Consider the following 19819-nt stretch of genomic DNA (forward strand, 5'->3'; position numbering starts at 1 on the left):
TGTACAGGAGGAACTAGCATGAAAAAATTTATTATATCAATTATATCTCTAGTATTGTTTTTTTCAAATATAGCAATTGTAGATGAAGTAAAGGCTGATGAGACGAAAGTTAAAAACTATAAGTTTGAAAGAGACATCACTATTGATGGTGTTATAGGAAGTAATAGTACTTTTTTTGAGGTAAATAAAAATTGGGATATTGATGAAGTTTTATTACATCTTAGTTTTAGTAAAAGTCAAATATTAAATGGAGATGTTTCAAGTTTAACTGTTTTAATAAATAATGTACCAATAAAATCTATTAAATTAAACGCTAAAACAAATTATAAAAATACACTAGAAGTACTAGTACCAAAAGATTATATAATAGAAGGTTATAATGAAATAAAAATAAAAGCATATAAAACAATATCTGATGAAATTTGTCAGGATGATTCTAATACTGGAAATTGGATGGTTATTCATAAAGAATCATATACATCAATTAGATATAAGCAGAAAAATATGGGAAATTTGATAAATGAATATCCATATCCATATGCAGAAATTGAAGATAAGCTTAACTTAGATACAACTATAGTAGTTCCAGACAATATGACTAGAGGAGAATCCACAGCTGTATTCAATCTAGCTTCAGAATTTGGAAAAATAACACAAAATGATGATTTAAGACTTGATGTTAAACTATTTTCAGAAATGAAAAATTGGTCAGAAGATAATATTATATATATAGGTAAACCTGAAAATACAGCAGAAGAAATTTTGAATATTTTAAGTACAAAAGAACAAACCCTCTTATCTTCAAATTGCATAATTAAGCAAGTAGATTCACCTTACAATAAGAATAAAAAGATGATAGTGATAATTGGTAGTAATGAAGATTATTTAATAAAAGCATCAAATTTATTAGTAGAAAATAAAATTTCTAGTCAAGTACTATCGTCATCAGTACTTGTAAACAAAGATACTAATATAAAAATTAATGAACAACAAGAACTAAACTTAGCTCATTTGACATTAAAAGATTTAGGATATTCAGATTTTTTGTTAGAAGGTGCATTTAGTCAACAAGCTTTGTTTGATGTTAAAATACCAAAGGGCAAAGTATTAGATAATGGTTCAAAAATTGTATTAAATTTAAGGTACTCTGATAATTTGGACTTTGAAAAATCGTTGCTTACAGTGTCTATAAATGATGTTGTTGTGGGAAGTAAAAAATTGGATAGGTCACATTCTAATAATGATAAGTTAGAACTAAAAATACCTAAAGATATAGATAATAAAAATTACTATCAAGTTAAGTTAGCTTTTAATTTGAGTATAAAAAATTCGAATTGTATTACAAGAGAAAGTAATAATCCTTGGGCATATGTATTAAATAGTTCTTATTTGGAGTTATCTACAAAAGAAAATGAGGCTTTGTCCTTTGAAAGTTATCCATATCCATTTGTTAAAGATGATGAGTTTAATGATTTAACTGTGATAATGCCAGATTATTCAGGATCACAAGCTATGACTTGGATGTCTAGATTAGGGGTTAATTTAGGTGCAAATATAAATTCATATAAAGGAAATATAAATGTAATTAGAGGAAAAGAATTTAATGAGAAATATAAGGATACCAATATTATAGTTTTTGGAGTACCATTTAATAATTCTGTTATAAAGATGTTAAACAATAATTTAAACATAAAGTTTAATAAAAGTTACTCCAACTTTTTATCAAATGATAAGATAAGTTTTATTGATAATTATGGAAAAAATATTTGTGCAATTCAATTAATAAAATCACCTTATAATAATCAAAAGGATATCATGGCAATTAGTTCAATAAATGAAAAAAATTTATATTTAGGTATGGATTATTTATTGAATAAAAGTAAAGTTAATGATTTAAAAGGAGATACATTAACAGTTGATGAATATGGAGAGGTAGAAGATTTAGCTTATAATTTAAAAATTAATAAGGAAGTAAAAGATTCAAACAGTAACATCAGTATTAGTAAGACTACTAAAGTATTTTTAATGATTTCTTTTATTATTATAATTGTAGGAGCAGTATTGTCAATGTTATATATAAAAAAGTATAAAAGAAGATAAAATGATAAATCTATTATTTTAAAAGAGGTATATAATTTGAATAAACATGTAAATAAATTTAAATTAAAAAGAAATGTTTTAATCTCAGTGATGGTTTTAATTTTTATATTTATAATTTACTTTATAAGCATAGAATTAAAAGAAAAAAGTTTAATAAAGAATCAATATAATGGTAAGATTAAATCAGCCAATTTATCTGTAGACTATGAAATAAAGCAAGTTATGAAGGATATAGATAAACTAGGATTGAATACAGTAAATGTACCTATAATTATAAATGTAGATGAAATTAATTCTGATATTATGTCAATAGATAATACCAGTAAAGAAAAAGCAATTAAGTTGATAAAAAAACTAAATAAAAAAGGTGTTTCAACAATATTAGAAGCATATCCATGGATAGAAAATGGCAAGTTATATGAGACTGACTGGAATCCTAGAAATAAAGAAAGATTTTTTTATACATGGCAAAATACTATATTAAATGAACTTATAATAGATGTGGCAAATCCTCTAGATGTAAATGTTTTGAATATAGGTTCTAATTTTGTACATTTAGAGGAATATCAGAAAAATTGGAGTGAGATAATAGATTTTGTACAATCAAAATTTGATGGTCTTATAACATACAGGACTAATTGGTGGTATACAAAAAAAGATGATTTAAATAGTAAATTGTCTTATGAAGAAAAGCTAAATAATAACTTTTTTGATAAATTAGATTTTATATCTATAGCAGCATATTTTGAATTAAGTAATAAATCTGTTAATACAGTGGATGAATTGGTTTCTGCACTATATTCATCTACTGTAAATAATAGAGGACAAAATATAAAAGAAGAAATATATAATCTTTATAAGGTTCATAGAAAACCAATATTTTTTGGAGAACTAGGTTTTTCAAATAGAGAAAATGCGAGTTCTCAACCTTGGAATCATATTCCTTCAAAAGTTATAAATGGTGAAGAGCAAGCAAGATGCTTTGAGGCATATAAAAAGGTTTTTGAAAATGAAGATTGGATAAAGGGCTTTTCTGTGTTTTGTGTAGGTAAAATAGATGAAGAAAAAAATTTTTACCCATCAAAGGAGAGTATAAAGATTATTAAGTCTTGGTATGAATAGTTTTATTATGTAAATATTAGTATTTGCATAAATTAAAATGGATGATTAGGAGAGATACAAATGAATGACATCAAGGTTATGACTGTGTTTGGTACTAGACCTGAAGCTATCAAAGTGGCACCTTTGATAAAAGAACTTGAAGAAAGAGAGCATATAAAAAGTATTGTGTGTGTTACAGCTCAACATAGAGAAATGCTTGACCAAGTTATAGAGACATTTAACATAAATGTAGACTATGATTTGGATATAATGAAAAAAGGACAAAGTTTAAACGATATAACATGCAAAATTTTAAATGAACTTCCATTAATTATAAATAAGGAAAATCCAAATATAATATTAGTGCATGGAGATACAACCACAACTCTAGCTACTAGTTTGACTGCATTTTATAGTAAAATTTTTGTTGGTCACATAGAAGCTGGACTTAGAACCTATGATAAATATTCTCCATTTCCAGAGGAATTAAATAGACAACTTACAGGTATTATTGCTGATATACACTTTGCTCCTACTAGTTTGGCTAGAAAAAACTTAATTTCTGAAGGAAAGCTTAAAAATAATATATTTGTAACTGGCAATACTGCAATTGATGCGTTAAAGATGACAATAAAAGAAGACTACAATCATCCTATAATTGATAAGATTGGTAATGATAGGATGATTTTATTAACTTCTCACAGAAGAGAAAACTTAGGAAATCCTATGAAAAATATATTCAAAGCTGTAAAACGAATAGTAGATAGCTTTGAAGATGTACAGATAGTATATCCCATACATTTAAATCCTGAAATACGTAATATAGCTGATGAAGTATTTGGAAAATCACCTAACAGAATTCATATTATAGAGCCTTTAGAAGTAGTTGATTTTCATAATTTTTTAAATAAATCATATATGATAATGACTGATAGTGGAGGAATACAAGAAGAAGCTCCATCATTAGGTAAACCAGTTCTTGTATTGCGTGATAAAACAGAAAGAACTGAGGGGATTGAGGCTAAGACACTTAAATTAGTAGGTACAAATGAAGAAAAAATATATAATTCAGTAAGTAATTTATTAGTAAATAAAGGGAGCTATATTCAGATGAGTAAAGCATCTAATCCATATGGGGATGGAAATGCAAGTAAATATATAGTGGACATAATAATGAAAAAATTTAATTACAAATATTTAAATTAGTTTTTAGTTATTTAATATAAAATTTATAGAATTTATAGTGGAAAAGGTTAAAACTATTATCCATTTATATAAAATTTGTGATAACATAAGGAATACCATTTTTAAGGGGGAGTAATATGGGTAGAAAAACCATAAAAAACTTAGGTAGAAATAAAAGTGTAAAGAGAATAAAGCTTCTATTTAAAAAAATTTTTATTACTGTATGCATAATAGCAAGTATAATTGCTGTTTTTAACATAACAAAATATTTTGAGGAATTATATAAAGTAAGAGATATAAAAAGTACTAAAATTGAATACTATATGGATGTAGCTGATGAAGCTGGTGATGGGAAAGTTCAATTAAGTTGGAAGGCGTTGCTTGCTATAGATATGGTAATACATAATGAAGATTTAAGTAATATAAAAAAGAAAGACACATTGAATATAGGTGAAAGATTTATAGTAGAGGATAAAAACGATAAAGGAGAGAAAGTGTATAAGGTAAAAAAATTCACTAAAGTATTAAGTGAACTGAAATTTGACTCTTCTCAAAAAGGTAGAGCAAAAAAATATATGAAGGATTTAGAATACACATATCTTGGAAATAAAGAATTAAATAATAGTGATGAAAAAATTAAGTTTATAAAAAAATTAGAAGACTCAGCTATAAGAGAATACATTGACTATGGAATACTGCCATCTATCACAATAGGACAAGCTATATTAGAATCTGGATGGGGAAATTCTAAACTCACAAAACAGAGCAACAATTTATTTGGAATAAAAGCAGATAAAGCATGGAAAGGAAAAAAGGTAGAAATTTCAACTTCAGAAAACTATAATGATAAAATTGTAGCAAATTTCAGGTCATATAATTCAATACAAGATTCTGTTAAAGACCATAGTTTATTTTTAGCTAATAATAAAAGATATAGAAAACATGGTTTATTTGAAGCAAAAGATTATATCAGTCAAGCACAAGCATTGGAAAATGCAGGATATAGTACAGCTGAAGATAAAAAAGGAAATCGCATATATGCAGAACTATTAATAGAAGTCATTAGAAGTTACAATTTGCAACTTATAGATAATAAAGTAGAAACAAAGTAATTATTAACTTCATACAAAGTCATAACAGGATAATATTAGTTTCTACAAAAGAATAGAAAATTTGTAAAAAAAACTAAAAAAATGTATTGACTTGTTATTTAAAAGGTGATATTATTATTACTGTACTCGAAAGAGAACAAAATGAACTTTGAAAATTAAACAGTAGGTTAATTTATAAAACAAGAAACAAACCATAAAGCCAGATATTTTGATAACAATAGTATCTGAGCCTGATAAACTTTTATTTGAGAGTTTGATCCTGGCTCAGGATGAACGCTGGCGGCGTGCCTAACACATGCAAGTTGAGCGATTTACTTCGGTAAAGAGCGGCGGACGGGTGAGTAACGCGTGGGTAACCTACCCTGTACACACGGATAACATACCGAAAGGTATGCTAATACGGGATAACATATTTGAGAGGCATCTCTTAAATATCAAAGGTGAGCCAGTACAGGATGGACCCGCGTCTGATTAGCTAGTTGGTAAGGTAACGGCTTACCAAGGCGACGATCAGTAGCCGACCTGAGAGGGTGATCGGCCACATTGGAACTGAGACACGGTCCAAACTCCTACGGGAGGCAGCAGTGGGGAATATTGCACAATGGGCGAAAGCCTGATGCAGCAACGCCGCGTGAGTGATGAAGGCCTTCGGGTCGTAAAACTCTGTCCTCAAGGAAGATAATGACGGTACTTGAGGAGGAAGCCCCGGCTAACTACGTGCCAGCAGCCGCGGTAATACGTAGGGGGCTAGCGTTATCCGGATTTACTGGGCGTAAAGGGTGCGTAGGCGGTCTTTCAAGTCAGGAGTGAAAGGCTACGGCTCAACCGTAGTAAGCTCTTGAAACTGGGAGACTTGAGTGCAGGAGAGGAGAGTGGAATTCCTAGTGTAGCGGTGAAATGCGTAGATATTAGGAGGAACACCAGTTGCGAAGGCGGCTCTCTGGACTGTAACTGACGCTGAGGCACGAAAGCGTGGGGAGCAAACAGGATTAGATACCCTGGTAGTCCACGCTGTAAACGATGAGTACTAGGTGTCGGGGGTTACCCCCCTCGGTGCCGCAGCTAACGCATTAAGTACTCCGCCTGGGAAGTACGCTCGCAAGAGTGAAACTCAAAGGAATTGACGGGGACCCGCACAAGTAGCGGAGCATGTGGTTTAATTCGAAGCAACGCGAAGAACCTTACCTAAGCTTGACATCCCAATGACATCTCCTTAATCGGAGACTTCCCTTCGGGGACATTGGTGACAGGTGGTGCATGGTTGTCGTCAGCTCGTGTCGTGAGATGTTGGGTTAAGTCCCGCAACGAGCGTAACCCTTGTCTTTAGTTGCCATCATTAAGTTGGGCACTCTAGAGAGACTGCCAGGGATAACCTGGAGGAAGGTGGGGATGACGTCAAATCATCATGCCCCTTATGCTTAGGGCTACACACGTGCTACAATGGGTAGTACAGAGGGTTGCCAAGCCGTAAGGTGGAGCTAATCCCTTAAAGCTACTCTCAGTTCGGATTGTAGGCTGAAACTCGCCTACATGAAGCTGGAGTTACTAGTAATCGCAGATCAGAATGCTGCGGTGAATGCGTTCCCGGGTCTTGTACACACCGCCCGTCACACCACGGGAGTTGGAGACGCCCGAAGCCGATTATCTAACCTTTTGGAAGAAGTCGTCGAAGGTGGAATCAATAACTGGGGTGAAGTCGTAACAAGGTAGCCGTATCGGAAGGTGCGGCTGGATCACCTCCTTTCTAAGGAGAATTGCCTACTGTTTAATTTTGAGGGTTCGTTTTTACGAATACTCAAAATTAGCACTTTAAGCAACAGAATAAGCTGAGCACATGCGAAGTTTGTTTGTTGGCGACGTGCGTTAGCACCTTAAAAACTGCATATATATTTAGTGATATGACATCTAATTTGTAATATATAAAGCTGATAACTTTTAAAAATTATCAAGTTGATAGACTTTAATCTATCAAACCTTTTTAACAGGTCAAGTTATTAAGGGTGCAGGGCGGATGCCTTGGCACTAGGAGCCGATGAAGGACGTGATAAGCTGCGATAAGCTTCGGGGAGTTGCACGTAAACTTTGATCCGAAGATTTCCGAATGAGGAAACTCACTTAGAGTAATGTCTAAGTATCATTAAGTGAATACATAGCTTAATGAGGGGAACTCAGGGAACTGAAACATCTAAGTACCTGAAGGAAGAGAAAGAAATTCGATTCCGTAAGTAGCGGCGAGCGAACGCGGATGAGCCCAAACCAATAAAGTTTTCTTTACTGGGGTTGTGGACATACCATATATAAGAGGTCATTATAGACGAAGAAGTTTGGAAAGACTCATCATAGAAGGTAATAATCCTGTAGTCAAAATAATAATTCTTTAGGTATGATCCAGAGTACCACGGGACACGTGAAACCCTGTGGGAAGCAGGAGGGACCACCCTCCAAGGCTAAATACTACCTAGTGACCGATAGCGTATAGTACCGTGAGGGAAAGGTGAAAAGAACCCCGGGAGGGGAGTGAAATAGAACCTGAAACCCTGCACTTACAAGCTGTGGAAGCACATTTCTTGTGTGACCGCGTACTTTTTGTAGAACGGGCCAACGAGTTACGTTAAGTAGCAAGGTTAAGCACTTAAGGTGTGGAGCCGTAGCGAAAGCGAGTTTTAACTGAGCGTTCAGTTACTTGACGTAGACCCGAAACCGGGCGACCTACCCATGAGCAGGATGAAGCGAAAGTAAAATTTCGTGGAGGTCCGAACCCACGAGCGTTGAAAAGCTCGGGGATGACTTGTGGGTAGCGGTGAAATTCCAATCGAGCCCGGAGATAGCTGGTTCTCCCCGAAATAGCTTTAGGGCTAGCCTCAAGGTGAGAGATACGGAGGTAGAGCACTGAATGTCCTAGGGGGTATTGCACCTACCGAAGACTATCAAACTCCGAATGCCGTCATCTTATACTTGGGAGTCAGACTGTGGGTGATAAGATTCATAGTCGAAAGGGCAACAGCCCAGATCGTCAGCTAAGGTCCCTAAATGTAAGTTAAGTGGTAAAGGATGTGGGATTGCACAGACAACCAGGATGTTGGCTTAGAAGCAGCCACTCATTCAAAGAGTGCGTAATAGCTCACTGGTCGAGTGATCCTGCGCCGAAGATTTCCGGGGCTAAAACTTACTACCGAAGCTACGGCATCATTATGATGGGTAGGGGAGCTTCCCATACGGGTTGAAGCATGACCGTAAGGACATGTGGACAGTATGGGAGTGAGAATGTTGGCATGAGTAGCGAGATGTGGGTGAGAATCCCACAGGCCGTAAACCCAAGGTTTCCAGGGGAAGGTTCGTCCGCCCTGGGTTAGTCGGGACCTAAGCTGAGGCCGAAAGGCGTAGGTGATGGACAACAGGTTGATATTCCTGTACTACCGATAACCGTTTGAGAGATGGGATGACACAGTAGGATAAGCTAAGCACACTGTTGGTTATGTGTGCCCAAGCATTGAGGCAGTCAGAGTAGGTAAATCCGCTTTGATAATGCTGGGATGTGATGGGGAGCGAAATTTAGTAGCGAAGTAGCTGATTTCACACTGTCAAGAAAAGTCTCTATCGAGGTTAAAGGTACCCGTACCGCAAACCGACACAGGTGGGTGAGGAGAGTATCCTAAGGCCCGCGAGAGAACTGTTGTTAAGGAACTCGGCAAAATGACCCCGTAACTTAGGGATAAGGGGTGCCACCATCCGGTGGCCGCAGAGAATAGGCCCAAGCGACTGTTTACCAAAAACATAGGTTTCTGCTAAGTCGCAAGACGATGTATAGGAGCTGACGCCTGCCCGGTGCTGGAAGGTTAAGGGGATCTGTTAGAGCAATCGAAGCAGTGAACTTAAGCCCCAGTAAACGGCGGCCGTAACTATAACGGTCCTAAGGTAGCGAAATTCCTTGTCGGGTAAGTTCCGACCCGCACGAAAGGCGTAACGATTTGGGCACTGTCTCAACAACAGACTCGGTGAAATTGTAATTCCGGTGAAGATGCCGGATACCTGCGACAGGACGGAAAGACCCCATGGAGCTTTACTGTAGCTTGACATTGGGTCTTGGTACTACATGTACAGGATAGGTGGGAGGCTTTGAAACCAGGACGCCAGTTTTGGCGGAGCCATCCTTGGGATACCACCCTTGTAGTACTGGGACTCTAACCATAGGCCATGAATCTGGTCTTGGGACACTGTCAGGTGGGCAGTTTGACTGGGGCGGTCGCCTCCCAAAAGGTAACGGAGGCGCTCAAAGGTTCTCTCAGTACGGTCGGAAATCGTACGTAGAGTGTAAAGGCAAAAGAGAGCTTGATTGCAAGACATACAGGTCGAGCAAGGATGAAAATCGGACTTAGTGATCCGGTGGTTCTGCGTGGAAGGGCCATCGCTCAACGGATAAAAGCTACCCTGGGGATAACAGGCTTATCTCCCCCAAGAGTCCACATCGACGGGGAGGTTTGGCACCTCGATGTCGGCTCATCACATCCTGGGGCTGTAGTAGGTCCCAAGGGTTGGGCTGTTCGCCCATTAAAGTGGTACGCGAGCTGGGTTCAGAACGTCGTGAGACAGTTCGGTCCCTATCCGTCGCAGGCGTAGGAAATTTGAGAAGACCTGTCCTTAGTACGAGAGGACCGGGATGGACGTACCTCTGGTGTACCAGTTGTTCTGCCAAGGGCATGGCTGGGTAGCTATGTACGGAATGGATAAGCGCTGAAAGCATCTAAGCGCGAAGCCAACTTCAAGATAAGATTTCCCACCGCAAGGGTAAGACCCCAGAAAGACTATCTGGTTGATAGGTCGAAGGTGTAAGTGCAGCAATGTATTTAGCTTATCGATACTAATAGGTCGAGGACTTGACCAAATTATTTGATGTCCATTCAATAAAATATATGTGTAGTTTTTAGAGTGCTAACTCTAGAAAATTAGTTTTGCTAATTTATAAGAATTTAATGCGGGTGTAGCTCAATGGTAGAGTTCTGGCCTTCCAAGCCAGCTGTGAGGGTTCGATCCCCTTCACCCGCTCCAAAAGATTATGTGGTTACAATAGCAGAGAGGATACACCTGTTCCCATTCCGAACACAGAAGTTAAGCTCTCTAGCGCTGATGGTACTTGGTGGGAAACTGCCTGGGAGAGTAGGACGTAGCCACGTAATCTTTTTTTGTTGTATAAAATTTAATAAAACTACAATTATTATATGTTTTTATTTGTCTTTTATAGATTTTTTTGGCAATAAATGATATAGTGGATATAATTAAATATATTAGATATATTTAATTTTTTTATTTTTTGTGTTTTATAAGTTTATTTTTTATATAATTATTTATAATTTTGGGTAGATACTCTTTGATATATTTTAAAAATCTAAATCTATAAAACAAAATAGAAATTTACATTAAGTAAGGAGATTAATATGAGAAGAAATGCAAAATTATTAACAACAGGAATTCTTTCAATGGCAATTGTTGCACCGACAATGGCATTTGCTACTGAATCTAATGCTATGGAAAATAATGCAGATTTAAATATAAGCTTAGAGAAAAAAAGTATAGTTTTAGGCAGTACATCAAAAGTTAGTGTTAAATTTAAAGAAAAGCCAGATGCAGATAGTATTACATTAAAATATAAATGTTATGATATGCCCTTAGATACGACTATAAATTACAACCAATCAACTGGAGCATATGAAGGAACTATCAATTATAATAAAGACCCAGAATATCAAAATGTTTGGGAGCTACAAGGTATAACAATAAACAGTGCAAATAATCCTAAGACTTTAAACAAACAAGACCTAGAGAAGCTAGGATTAAATTTAAAAGACTATAATGTAACACAAGAATGTATAATTGAAGATATAACTTCAAGAAAAGATGTAAATAAATACTTGAGAAAGACTTCTGCACCTATTACAGAACTTACAGGAAGTGATAGATATGAGACCGCAGTTAAAATAAGTAAAGAAGGCTGGAAAAATGGTTCAGATAAGGTAATTATAATAAGTGGAGATGTAAGTATTGATGGGATTATATCAACTCCACTAGCTACTACATATAATGCACCAATACTTTTGGTTGAAAAAAATAATGTGCCTGATAGTGTAAAATCAGAATTAAAACGTCTAAATCCTAAAGATGTAATCATAATTGGAGATGAGAATTCTATTTCTAAAACTAGTGCTAATCAGATAAAATCAACTGTAAATGCTAGTCAAACACGTCTAAGCGGTTCTAACAGATACGAAACATCTCTATTGATAGCAAAAGAAATAGATAAAAATCATGATGTAGATAAAGTTTATATAACGAATGCTACTGGTGGAGAAGTAGATGCACTTACTATAGCAGCAAAAGCAGGTCAAGATAAGCAACCAATTATATTGACTGATAAAGATAGTATTACAAATAATACATATAAATGGTTGGAGGGTGAGGATTTACAAAGTGCTTATTTTATAGGTGGTCCTCAAATGATATCAACAAATGTTATAAATAAAGTAAATGATATAACTAAGGATAGCGTTACTAATAATAGAGTATATGGAGCAGATAGACATGAAACAAATGCAAATGTAATAAAAAAATTCTATACAGAGGATGAATTAGAAGCTGTTTTGGTAGCTAAATCAGATGTACTTGTTGATGCTTTAGCAGCAGGTCCATTAGCTGCTAATTTAAAATCTCCAATACTTATAACTCCAAAGACATATGTGTCAGCATATCATAAAGCTAATTTAGAAGCTAAATCAGCTAATAAGGTATATAAAATAGGTGGAGGATTGACTTCAAGTGTAATGAATTCTATAGCAGCATCATTATCTAAGCACAATACTACTCCAGCAGACCCAGATAATAATGGTGCTAAGACAGTTATGATTGACCCAGGACACGGTGGTTCAGATAGTGGTACAACAGGGAAACCATTAGGTGGTATTAAAGAAAAAGATTATACTTTAAATACTTCACTTGCGACTACTGAATATTTGCGTTCAAAAGGTATAAATGTAATTATGACTAGAGACACAGATAAAACTCTATCACTTGGAAACAGAACTGCTTTATCTAATTCTTTAAGACCAGATTTATTTACAAGTATACACTATAATGCGTCTGATACAACTGGAAATGGTGTGGAAGTATTTTATAAACTTGAAGATAAAAATGGTGGAACTACTAAAACTTTAGCTACAAATATATTAAATAGAATTTTAGAAAAGTTCAATCTAAAAAACAGAGGTGCTAAGACGAGAGCACTATCAACTGATGCTACAAAAGATTATTTATATGTTTTAAGAACAAATGATATGCCAGCAGTACTCGTAGAATGTGCATTTTTAGACAATGAGAAAGATATGAGTTTATTGAATACATCAAGTAAAGTAAAAGAAATGGGTACACAAATCGGTAAAGGTATAGAAGAGTCGCTAAAATAGTCTAAATGAGAATCATTAAAGGTTTTAATATAAAATTAATTATGGTCTTAAACTTAGACTAAATCTACAAAATAAAATATAATTGTATTAATAAGAAAGGCTATATATATACTGTTGCATATAAGTGCAAAAAAGTGTATATATAGCCTTTTGTAGTTAAGTATAATATAAAAACATTCATAGATATAAAGAATATTATTAACTATTAAAAGTTGTGATATTTGTCTATAAAATACGATGAAAATTAAGGTATTATGTGTTATTATTTGTTTTTTATGGATTTTTATCACAATAAGTGATATAGTGAAGATAAATAAATGTATTTAATACATTTATTTTTTTATTATTTTATTTTTATAATTTATTTATAAATTATTTATAATTTTGGGTAGATACACTTTGACATATTAAAAAATTAAGAAGACTAAGTCAGAAATTTATTTTAAATAAGGAGATTGATATGAGAAGAAATACAAAATTATTAACAACAGGAATTCTTTCAATGGCAATTGTTGCACCTACAATGGCATTTGCTACCGAATCTAATGCTATGGAAAATAATGCAGATTTAAATATAAGCTTAGAGAAAAAAAGTATAGTTTTAGGCAGTACATCAAAAGTTAGTGTCAAATTTAAAGAAAAACCAGAAGCAGATAGTATTACATTAAAATATAAATGTTATGACATGCCATTAGATACAACTCTAAATTACAACAAATCAACTGGGGCATACGAAGGTACTATCAATTACAATAAAGACCCAGAATATCAAAATGTTTGGGAGCTACAAGGTATAACAATAAACAGTGCAAATAATCCTAAAACTTTAAACAAACAAGACCTAGAGAAGCTGGGATTAAATTTAAAAGACTATAATGTAACGCAGGAATGTATAATTGAAGATATAACTTCAAGAAAAGATGTAAATAAATACTTGAGAAAGACTTCTGCACCTATTACAGAACTTACAGGAAGTGATAGATATGAAACAGCAGTTAAAATAAGTAAAGAAGGTTGGAAAAATGGTGCAGATAAGGTAGTTATAATAAATGGAGATGTAAGTATTGATGGGATTATATCAACTCCACTAGCAACTACATATAATGCACCAATACTTTTAGTTGAAAAAAATAATGTTCCTGATAGTGTAAAAGCAGAATTAAAACGTCTAAATCCTAAAGATATAATTATCGTTGGAGATGAGAATTCTATTTCTAAAACTAGTGTTAATCAGATAAAATCAGCTGTAAATTCTTCTAATCAAACTCGTCTAAATGGTTCTAATAGATACGAGACATCTCTATTGATAGCAAAAGAAATAGATAAAAATCACGATGTAGATAAAGTTTATATAACAAATGGTAAGGATGGTGGAGAAATAGATGCACTTACTATAGCAGCAAAAGCAGGTCAAGATAAGCAACCAATTATAGTGGCTGACAAAGATAGTATTACAAATATTACATATCAATGGCTGGAGAGTGAGGATTTACAAAGTGCTTATTTTATAGGTGGTCCTCAAATGATATCAACAAATGTTATAAATAAAGTAAATGATATAACTAAGGATAATGTTACTAATAATAGAGTATCTGGTGCAGATAGACATGAAACAAATGCAAATGTAATAAAGAAATTCTATCCAGATGCCGAATTAGAAGCTATGTTAGTAGCTAAATCGGATGAACTTGTTGATGCTTTAGCAGCAGGTCCATTAGCTGCTAGTTTAAAGTCACCAATTCTTATAACGCCAAAGACATATGTGTCAGCATATCATAAAGCTAATTTAGAGGCTAAATCGGCTAATAAGGTATATAAAATAGGCGGAGGATTGACTTCTAATGTAATGAATTCTATAGCAGCATCACTATCTAAACATAATACAACTCCAACAGACCCAGGAAGTAATAATGGTGCTAAGACAGTTATGATTGACCCAGGGCATGGTGGTTCAGCACCTGGAAATTCATTTGGAGGAATGATTGAAAAAGATTACAATTTAAATACTTCACTTGCAACTACTGAATATTTACGTTCAAAAGGTATAAATGTAATTATGACTAGAGATACAGATAAAACTGTATCACTTGGAAGTAGAACTGCTTTATCTAACTCACTTAAACCAGACTTATTTACAAGTATACACTATAATGGTGATAATAATAGAAAAGGTCATGGAGTAGAAGTGTTTTATAAACTTAAAGATAAAAATGGAGGAACTACTAAGACGGTAGCTAAAAATATATTAAATAGGATTTTAGAAAAGTTTAAACTTACTAATAGAGGAATAAAAACGAGAGCTTTAAACGATGACTCTACAAAAGACTATTTGTATGTTTTAAGAACTAATAATATTCCAGCTGTACTTGTAGAATGTGCCTTTTTGGATAGTGCAAGTGATATGAGTTTAATAAACTCGCCAGCAAAAGTAAAAGAAATGGGTACACAAATAGCTAAAGGAATAGAAGAGTCATTAAAGTAATTATAAGTAAAAAGATTTAAAAGTTTAATGTAAATCTATAATTGGAAATTGACATTAAAGTCATAAAATGAAATATAAGTGTATCAATATCAAAGACTGTATATACATTGTTGCATATATAAATGCAAGACTATGTATATATAGTCTTTTTTGTAGTTAAATGCAATAATTTGATTGTATTTTGTAAAATACACAATATGATATAATTAGATAATATACACTTAATTTAATTGAGGAAGGTGATTATGTGGAATATTTATTTGAAAAAAGTGGTTTAAGAGAATATAGAGATGAACCTTTAGATAAATATAGAGAAATATTAGAAAAAAACTATAATAATTCAAGAAGTATTATTCTATTGGTACCAAATAATAATACAAAAATAAGATATGAAAGGTCTTTAAAATTAGATTATAGTGAAGAGTTGAAAATAACAACATATATAGGTTTTGTAAAAAAAGAATTATTGAAATATTGGCCACTCATAATAGAAAAATGTAATAAAATAAGTAAAAAACCTGTATCTCCAACATTTATATCAAACAGTTTAAGTGAATATTTAATAGTACAAAAAGTTAAGGAAAAAAGGATACAAGAAGGTTATTTTGAAGATATTACAGGAACAAATAAATCAATAGCAAATAGTATAATGACCAATATAAACAAATCTGCATTCAATTTAATTGATTTTGATTTTATTGGAGAAAAAATATATTCATCAAAGAAAAACAGAGATAGTATATATAGATTTTCATATACTCAAATGGATGAAATTATATCATATTATATAGACTCATTATTATCAAACTCAATTTTAGATAATGCATTAAGTGTATATCTATATAATCAATATCTGCTTACTGATGATTCTTATATAAAAAACTTATTTAAAGAAGTGAGATATATAATAGTGGATAGCCTTGAAAATTCAAGTAATGTAGAAGTTGATTTTATTGTAAAAGCATTAGATAATGCATTGGAAAGTTATATATATATTGATTATAGCAAAGATTACTCTGTATTTAATAATGCAGATATGGACTATATAAATGAAAAGATAATATCAAAAATTGAATCACAAGAAAAAGATAAGATTAAAAAGAAGAACATAGGAATAGAAGACTTATACTTATTAAATGCAAAAGTGGAATTAAATCAATCAAGCCAACTGTACAATGAAATGTTAGATTTAATAAGTGAAAAAATTATATCTCTTATAGAAGATGGTATATCTCCAAGAGATATAGCAATTATATCTCCTATAAATAATACTATATTGGAGTATCAGATTAGAGACTCTTTGATAGAAAAAAATATAGATGTTTTTAATACTAAAAAGGATAAAAAAGTTATAGATTATCCATATGGAAATGCACTGGTAGTAGCTACATGTATATTTTATGGGCATTTAGATTTTATAAAAGAAGATGAATATTTAAGTTTTTTAGAAACTCTTTTAGAAATAAATAGGATAAAGGCATTTAAAATTCTCAATGAAACAAGAAATTTAAGTATTGATAATATAAATGGATATAGTCAGTACTGTGACATTTTACAGTATATTGAAGAAAAGAAGAAAAGTGATATAAAAATACATGAATTTTTAATTCAGTTCTATATAGATAAAATGCTAGGTTTAAAAGAAGGTAAGAAGAATGTTGGGTTATGTAAAAAGATAATAGCTGAAAGTGAATCTTTTAGTGAAAGTATAAGTTTACTTGATATGAAAGAAGAAAAGATATTCATAGAAGCTTTAAAGACTACAATAAATGATTATTACTCTGTTGTTGATATGGAAGAGTTAAAATCTAAAGATAAAATAGTAATAACTACTCCTTATTCGTATATATCATCAAATATAGATAGAAGTATACAAATATGGGTAGATATAGGAAGTAATGCTTGGAATATGAAAATAGAAAAAGATATAAGCAATTTGATTGTACTTAGAAAATCTTTTGAGGAAAAAAAGATTTATACAAATGAAATGGAAGAATATTATAAGAAATATTATCTATACAATACTGTATATAATTTGTTACTAAATGCAAATAAAATTTATGCATACAAGAGTGAGTATACGATTAATGGATATATTCAAGAAAGTATGTTATATAGTATACTTTTAAAAATCTCACATAAAGGAGATAAAAATTATGATTAATATAAATTATAGAGAAGATCAGATACCAATAATAAATTATGATAATGGTACTATGGCGGTACCAGCAGTACCAGGTGCAGGAAAAACATTTATAATAACAAACTTAGTAGCAAAGCTATTACTTGAGCAGAAGCATAAAGGTGGAAAGATATTAGTTCTTACTTATATGAACAGTGCTGTAAATAATTTTAAAGGTAGAATAAAAAAAATTCTTGAAGAGAATAAAATAGATGATGCTAGTTCATATGAAGTAATGACCATACATAGTTTAGCTGTAAAGATAATAAAGGAAAAACCAGAAGCTGTAATGTTAAGTGAGGATTTTAATATAGCTGACGATTTACAAAAAAATATTATATTAAATGAATGTATAAATAGATTTAGATTTGAAGGAGGAGAAAGAGCTTTTAGATGGTTTCTAAAAGAGCAAAAAGATGAGCGTTGGAAAGAAATAACTCTTGAAGCTTGGGAAAGAGGTTTTTTTGAATTTGCAGGAAATGCAATAAGTGAACTTAAGTATAAAGGTATTTCTCCAGATAAACTTGAAGAAATATTGTCAAGAGGGCATAAAGGAATGCTTAAAATTATTTTACCAATATATAAGTTATATGATAGGAAGTTGAAGCAAAATGGATTATTAGATTATGATGATATATTAATTTTAGCAGAAAAAACTTTGAGTTTAGATGAAGCACTTAGAAAGAAGTTTCAGACTAGATACAAATATATTTTTGAAGATGAATGTCAGGATTCAAATGAAATTCAAGGTAATATAATAAAAATTATATCTAGCGAAAATAAAAATTTAGTTAGGGTTGGGGATATAAATCAGAGTATAACAGGAACTTTTTCATCATCAGACCCCAGATTTTTTAAAGAATTTATAAATAATGCAGATTTCTGTCACAGGATGAATATGTCAAATAGAAGTTCAAAAGATATACTTGATTTAGCAAATACTCTTGTGGATTATGTTACAAAGGAATTTAGACAGGAAGAATGTAGACATGCTCTTGAAGATATGCAAATAAAGACTGTACCAAATGGAATGGGGTATAAAGAAAATCCTAACCCAGAACATTATAATATAAATGTAAAGTGGTATGAGAGTTGGAAAAATGAAATAGAGCAAACTGCTAAATATGTTAAAGGGATAAAAAATAAATACCCAGATAAAAGTATAGGTATATTAGTCCCATTTAATGAACAAGTTACACAAGTTGCTAAAGAACTTAGGGAGTACAATCTAACTTTTGAAGAATTAGGGCCAAATTCTTTGAGTAAGAGGAAGATTATAAACAACATAGCATCTATTATTGATTTTATGCTACATTGTGATGATGTAGAAAAGCTAATAAATGTACTTGATAAGGTTTTTATAAATATTGATAATGAAGCAGATGAGAAGAATTTTTTAGAAGTATTAAAAGACTATTCGACAGAAGAAATCATCTACAATTTTGAATTTAGTAAGTTAGACACTGATTTAATAGAAATTAATGAAGAAAGTGAGGTATATTTGAATTTCAAAAAAGGAATAGATATTATAAAACATATATTAGAATATCCAATAATAAGGTTAGACTTATTAGTTTTATTTATTGGCAAAAAACTTAATTTAGAAAAAGAAGATAAGGCTGTACTTGATTATATATCTTTTTATATAAAGTATCTAGTATCAGAAAATATACATATGGATTTAGAGGATGTATATAATTTATTATTCGATGTAAAAAATAAAGTATTCAATCACATAATAGATGTAGTATATGAGATAAATGGATATGAGCCAGAGCCTGGTAGTATAACATTATGTAATTATCATAAGTCAAAGGGAATGGAGTGGGATTGTGTGTTTTTATTAGGTCTTGTTGAATATAATTTCCCTGACAATATCAATCAAAAATTTCAGAGTGATAAATGGTATTTAAAAGAAAAATACAAAAATCCTATGGCAATTGTTAAATCAGAAATCGAAGCTATATTAAAAGGAAGTATCTCAACTGATTATGCTCATAAGACTAAGATTGATTCTATAAATGAAAAAATTAGACTTTTATATGTAGGAATTACTAGAGCAAAGGAGATGTTAGTACTTTCAGGAAGTGCTTATAGAGATGAAAATGATATAGGCAATAAAAGAAAAGAGCAAAAACCAAGTATATATTTAAGCAGACTGAACCGACATATTATTGAAAAGAGGTCAAATTAATATATGATAAGT

8 protein-coding genes, 1 tRNA gene and 3 rRNA genes are annotated in these 19819 nt (G+C 32.0%); all 12 read left to right on the forward strand.

The features are described from left to right. The first annotated feature begins 18 nt into the window (after window positions 1-18). Window positions 19-2100, forward strand: a complete 2082-nt coding sequence (locus tag ACTG44_RS05475) for a cellulose biosynthesis cyclic di-GMP-binding regulatory protein BcsB (protein WP_479921438.1) — start codon at window positions 19-21, stop codon at window positions 2098-2100. A 36-nt stretch (window positions 2101-2136) separates the two neighbouring features. Further along, window positions 2137-3222 carry a glycoside hydrolase family 113 gene (locus ACTG44_RS05480; RefSeq protein ID WP_021383756.1) on the forward strand — a complete coding sequence of 362 codons (1086 nt, stop codon included), beginning with the start codon at window positions 2137-2139 and terminating at the stop codon, window positions 3220-3222. Window positions 3223-3282: 60 nt separating this feature from the next. Further along, complete coding sequence (gene wecB, locus ACTG44_RS05485; RefSeq protein ID WP_479921439.1) at window positions 3283-4407, forward strand: non-hydrolyzing UDP-N-acetylglucosamine 2-epimerase; 1125 nt, start codon at window positions 3283-3285, stop codon at window positions 4405-4407. A 116-nt stretch (window positions 4408-4523) separates the two neighbouring features. Then, the gene (locus ACTG44_RS05490; RefSeq protein ID WP_479921440.1) at window positions 4524-5498 is read left to right on the forward strand and encodes a glycoside hydrolase family 73 protein; all 975 of its coding nucleotides are present in this window, start codon (window positions 4524-4526) and stop codon (window positions 5496-5498) included. Window positions 5499-5739: 241 nt separating this feature from the next. Beyond that, window positions 5740-7242 (forward strand): 16S ribosomal RNA (locus tag ACTG44_RS05495). Between the two features lie 240 nt (window positions 7243-7482). Next, window positions 7483-10380: ribosomal RNA gene (locus tag ACTG44_RS05500) — 23S ribosomal RNA — on the forward strand. Window positions 10381-10470: 90 nt separating this feature from the next. Then, a tRNA-Gly gene (locus ACTG44_RS05505) sits at window positions 10471-10544 on the forward strand. Between the two features lie 8 nt (window positions 10545-10552). After that, window positions 10553-10669 (forward strand): 5S ribosomal RNA (rrf, locus tag ACTG44_RS05510). Together the 16S, 23S and 5S rRNA genes with 1 tRNA gene alongside form the textbook arrangement of a ribosomal RNA operon. 261 nt (window positions 10670-10930) lie before the next feature. Next, window positions 10931-12949: an N-acetylmuramoyl-L-alanine amidase gene (locus ACTG44_RS05515; protein WP_479921441.1), complete on the forward strand. Its 2019-nt coding sequence runs from the start codon at window positions 10931-10933 to the stop codon at window positions 12947-12949. Window positions 12950-13409: 460 nt separating this feature from the next. Continuing rightward, a complete protein-coding gene (locus ACTG44_RS05520) occupies window positions 13410-15431 on the forward strand; it encodes an N-acetylmuramoyl-L-alanine amidase (RefSeq protein ID WP_479918347.1) in 2022 nt (673 codons plus the stop codon). Between the two features lie 247 nt (window positions 15432-15678). Beyond that, window positions 15679-17595 (forward strand): hypothetical protein, encoded by a 1917-nt coding sequence (locus ACTG44_RS05525; RefSeq protein ID WP_479921442.1) that lies wholly within the window; start codon window positions 15679-15681, stop codon window positions 17593-17595. After that, window positions 17588-19807 carry an ATP-dependent helicase gene (locus ACTG44_RS05530; RefSeq protein WP_479921443.1) on the forward strand — a complete coding sequence of 740 codons (2220 nt, stop codon included), beginning with the start codon at window positions 17588-17590 and terminating at the stop codon, window positions 19805-19807. Before ACTG44_RS05525 ends, ACTG44_RS05530 begins: the two co-directional genes overlap by 8 nt. Window positions 19808-19819 lie beyond the last annotated feature (12 nt).

The sequence above is a fragment of the Clostridioides sp. LIBA-2809 genome (assembly GCF_056688965.1).

Excerpts from the sequence above, each read along its gene's own strand:
- ACTG44_RS05475 (WP_479921438.1), top strand. The coding sequence starts at position 19 with ATGAAAAAATTTATTATATCAATTATATCTCTAGTATTGTTTTTTTCA.
- wecB (WP_479921439.1), top strand. The coding sequence starts at position 3,283 with ATGAATGACATCAAGGTTATGACTGTGTTTGGTACTAGACCTGAAGCT.
- ACTG44_RS05490 (WP_479921440.1), top strand. The coding sequence starts at position 4,524 with ATGGGTAGAAAAACCATAAAAAACTTAGGTAGAAATAAAAGTGTAAAG.
- ACTG44_RS05515 (WP_479921441.1), top strand. The coding sequence starts at position 10,931 with ATGAGAAGAAATGCAAAATTATTAACAACAGGAATTCTTTCAATGGCA.
- ACTG44_RS05520 (WP_479918347.1), top strand. The coding sequence starts at position 13,410 with ATGAGAAGAAATACAAAATTATTAACAACAGGAATTCTTTCAATGGCA.
- ACTG44_RS05530 (WP_479921443.1), top strand. The coding sequence starts at position 17,588 with ATGATTAATATAAATTATAGAGAAGATCAGATACCAATAATAAATTAT.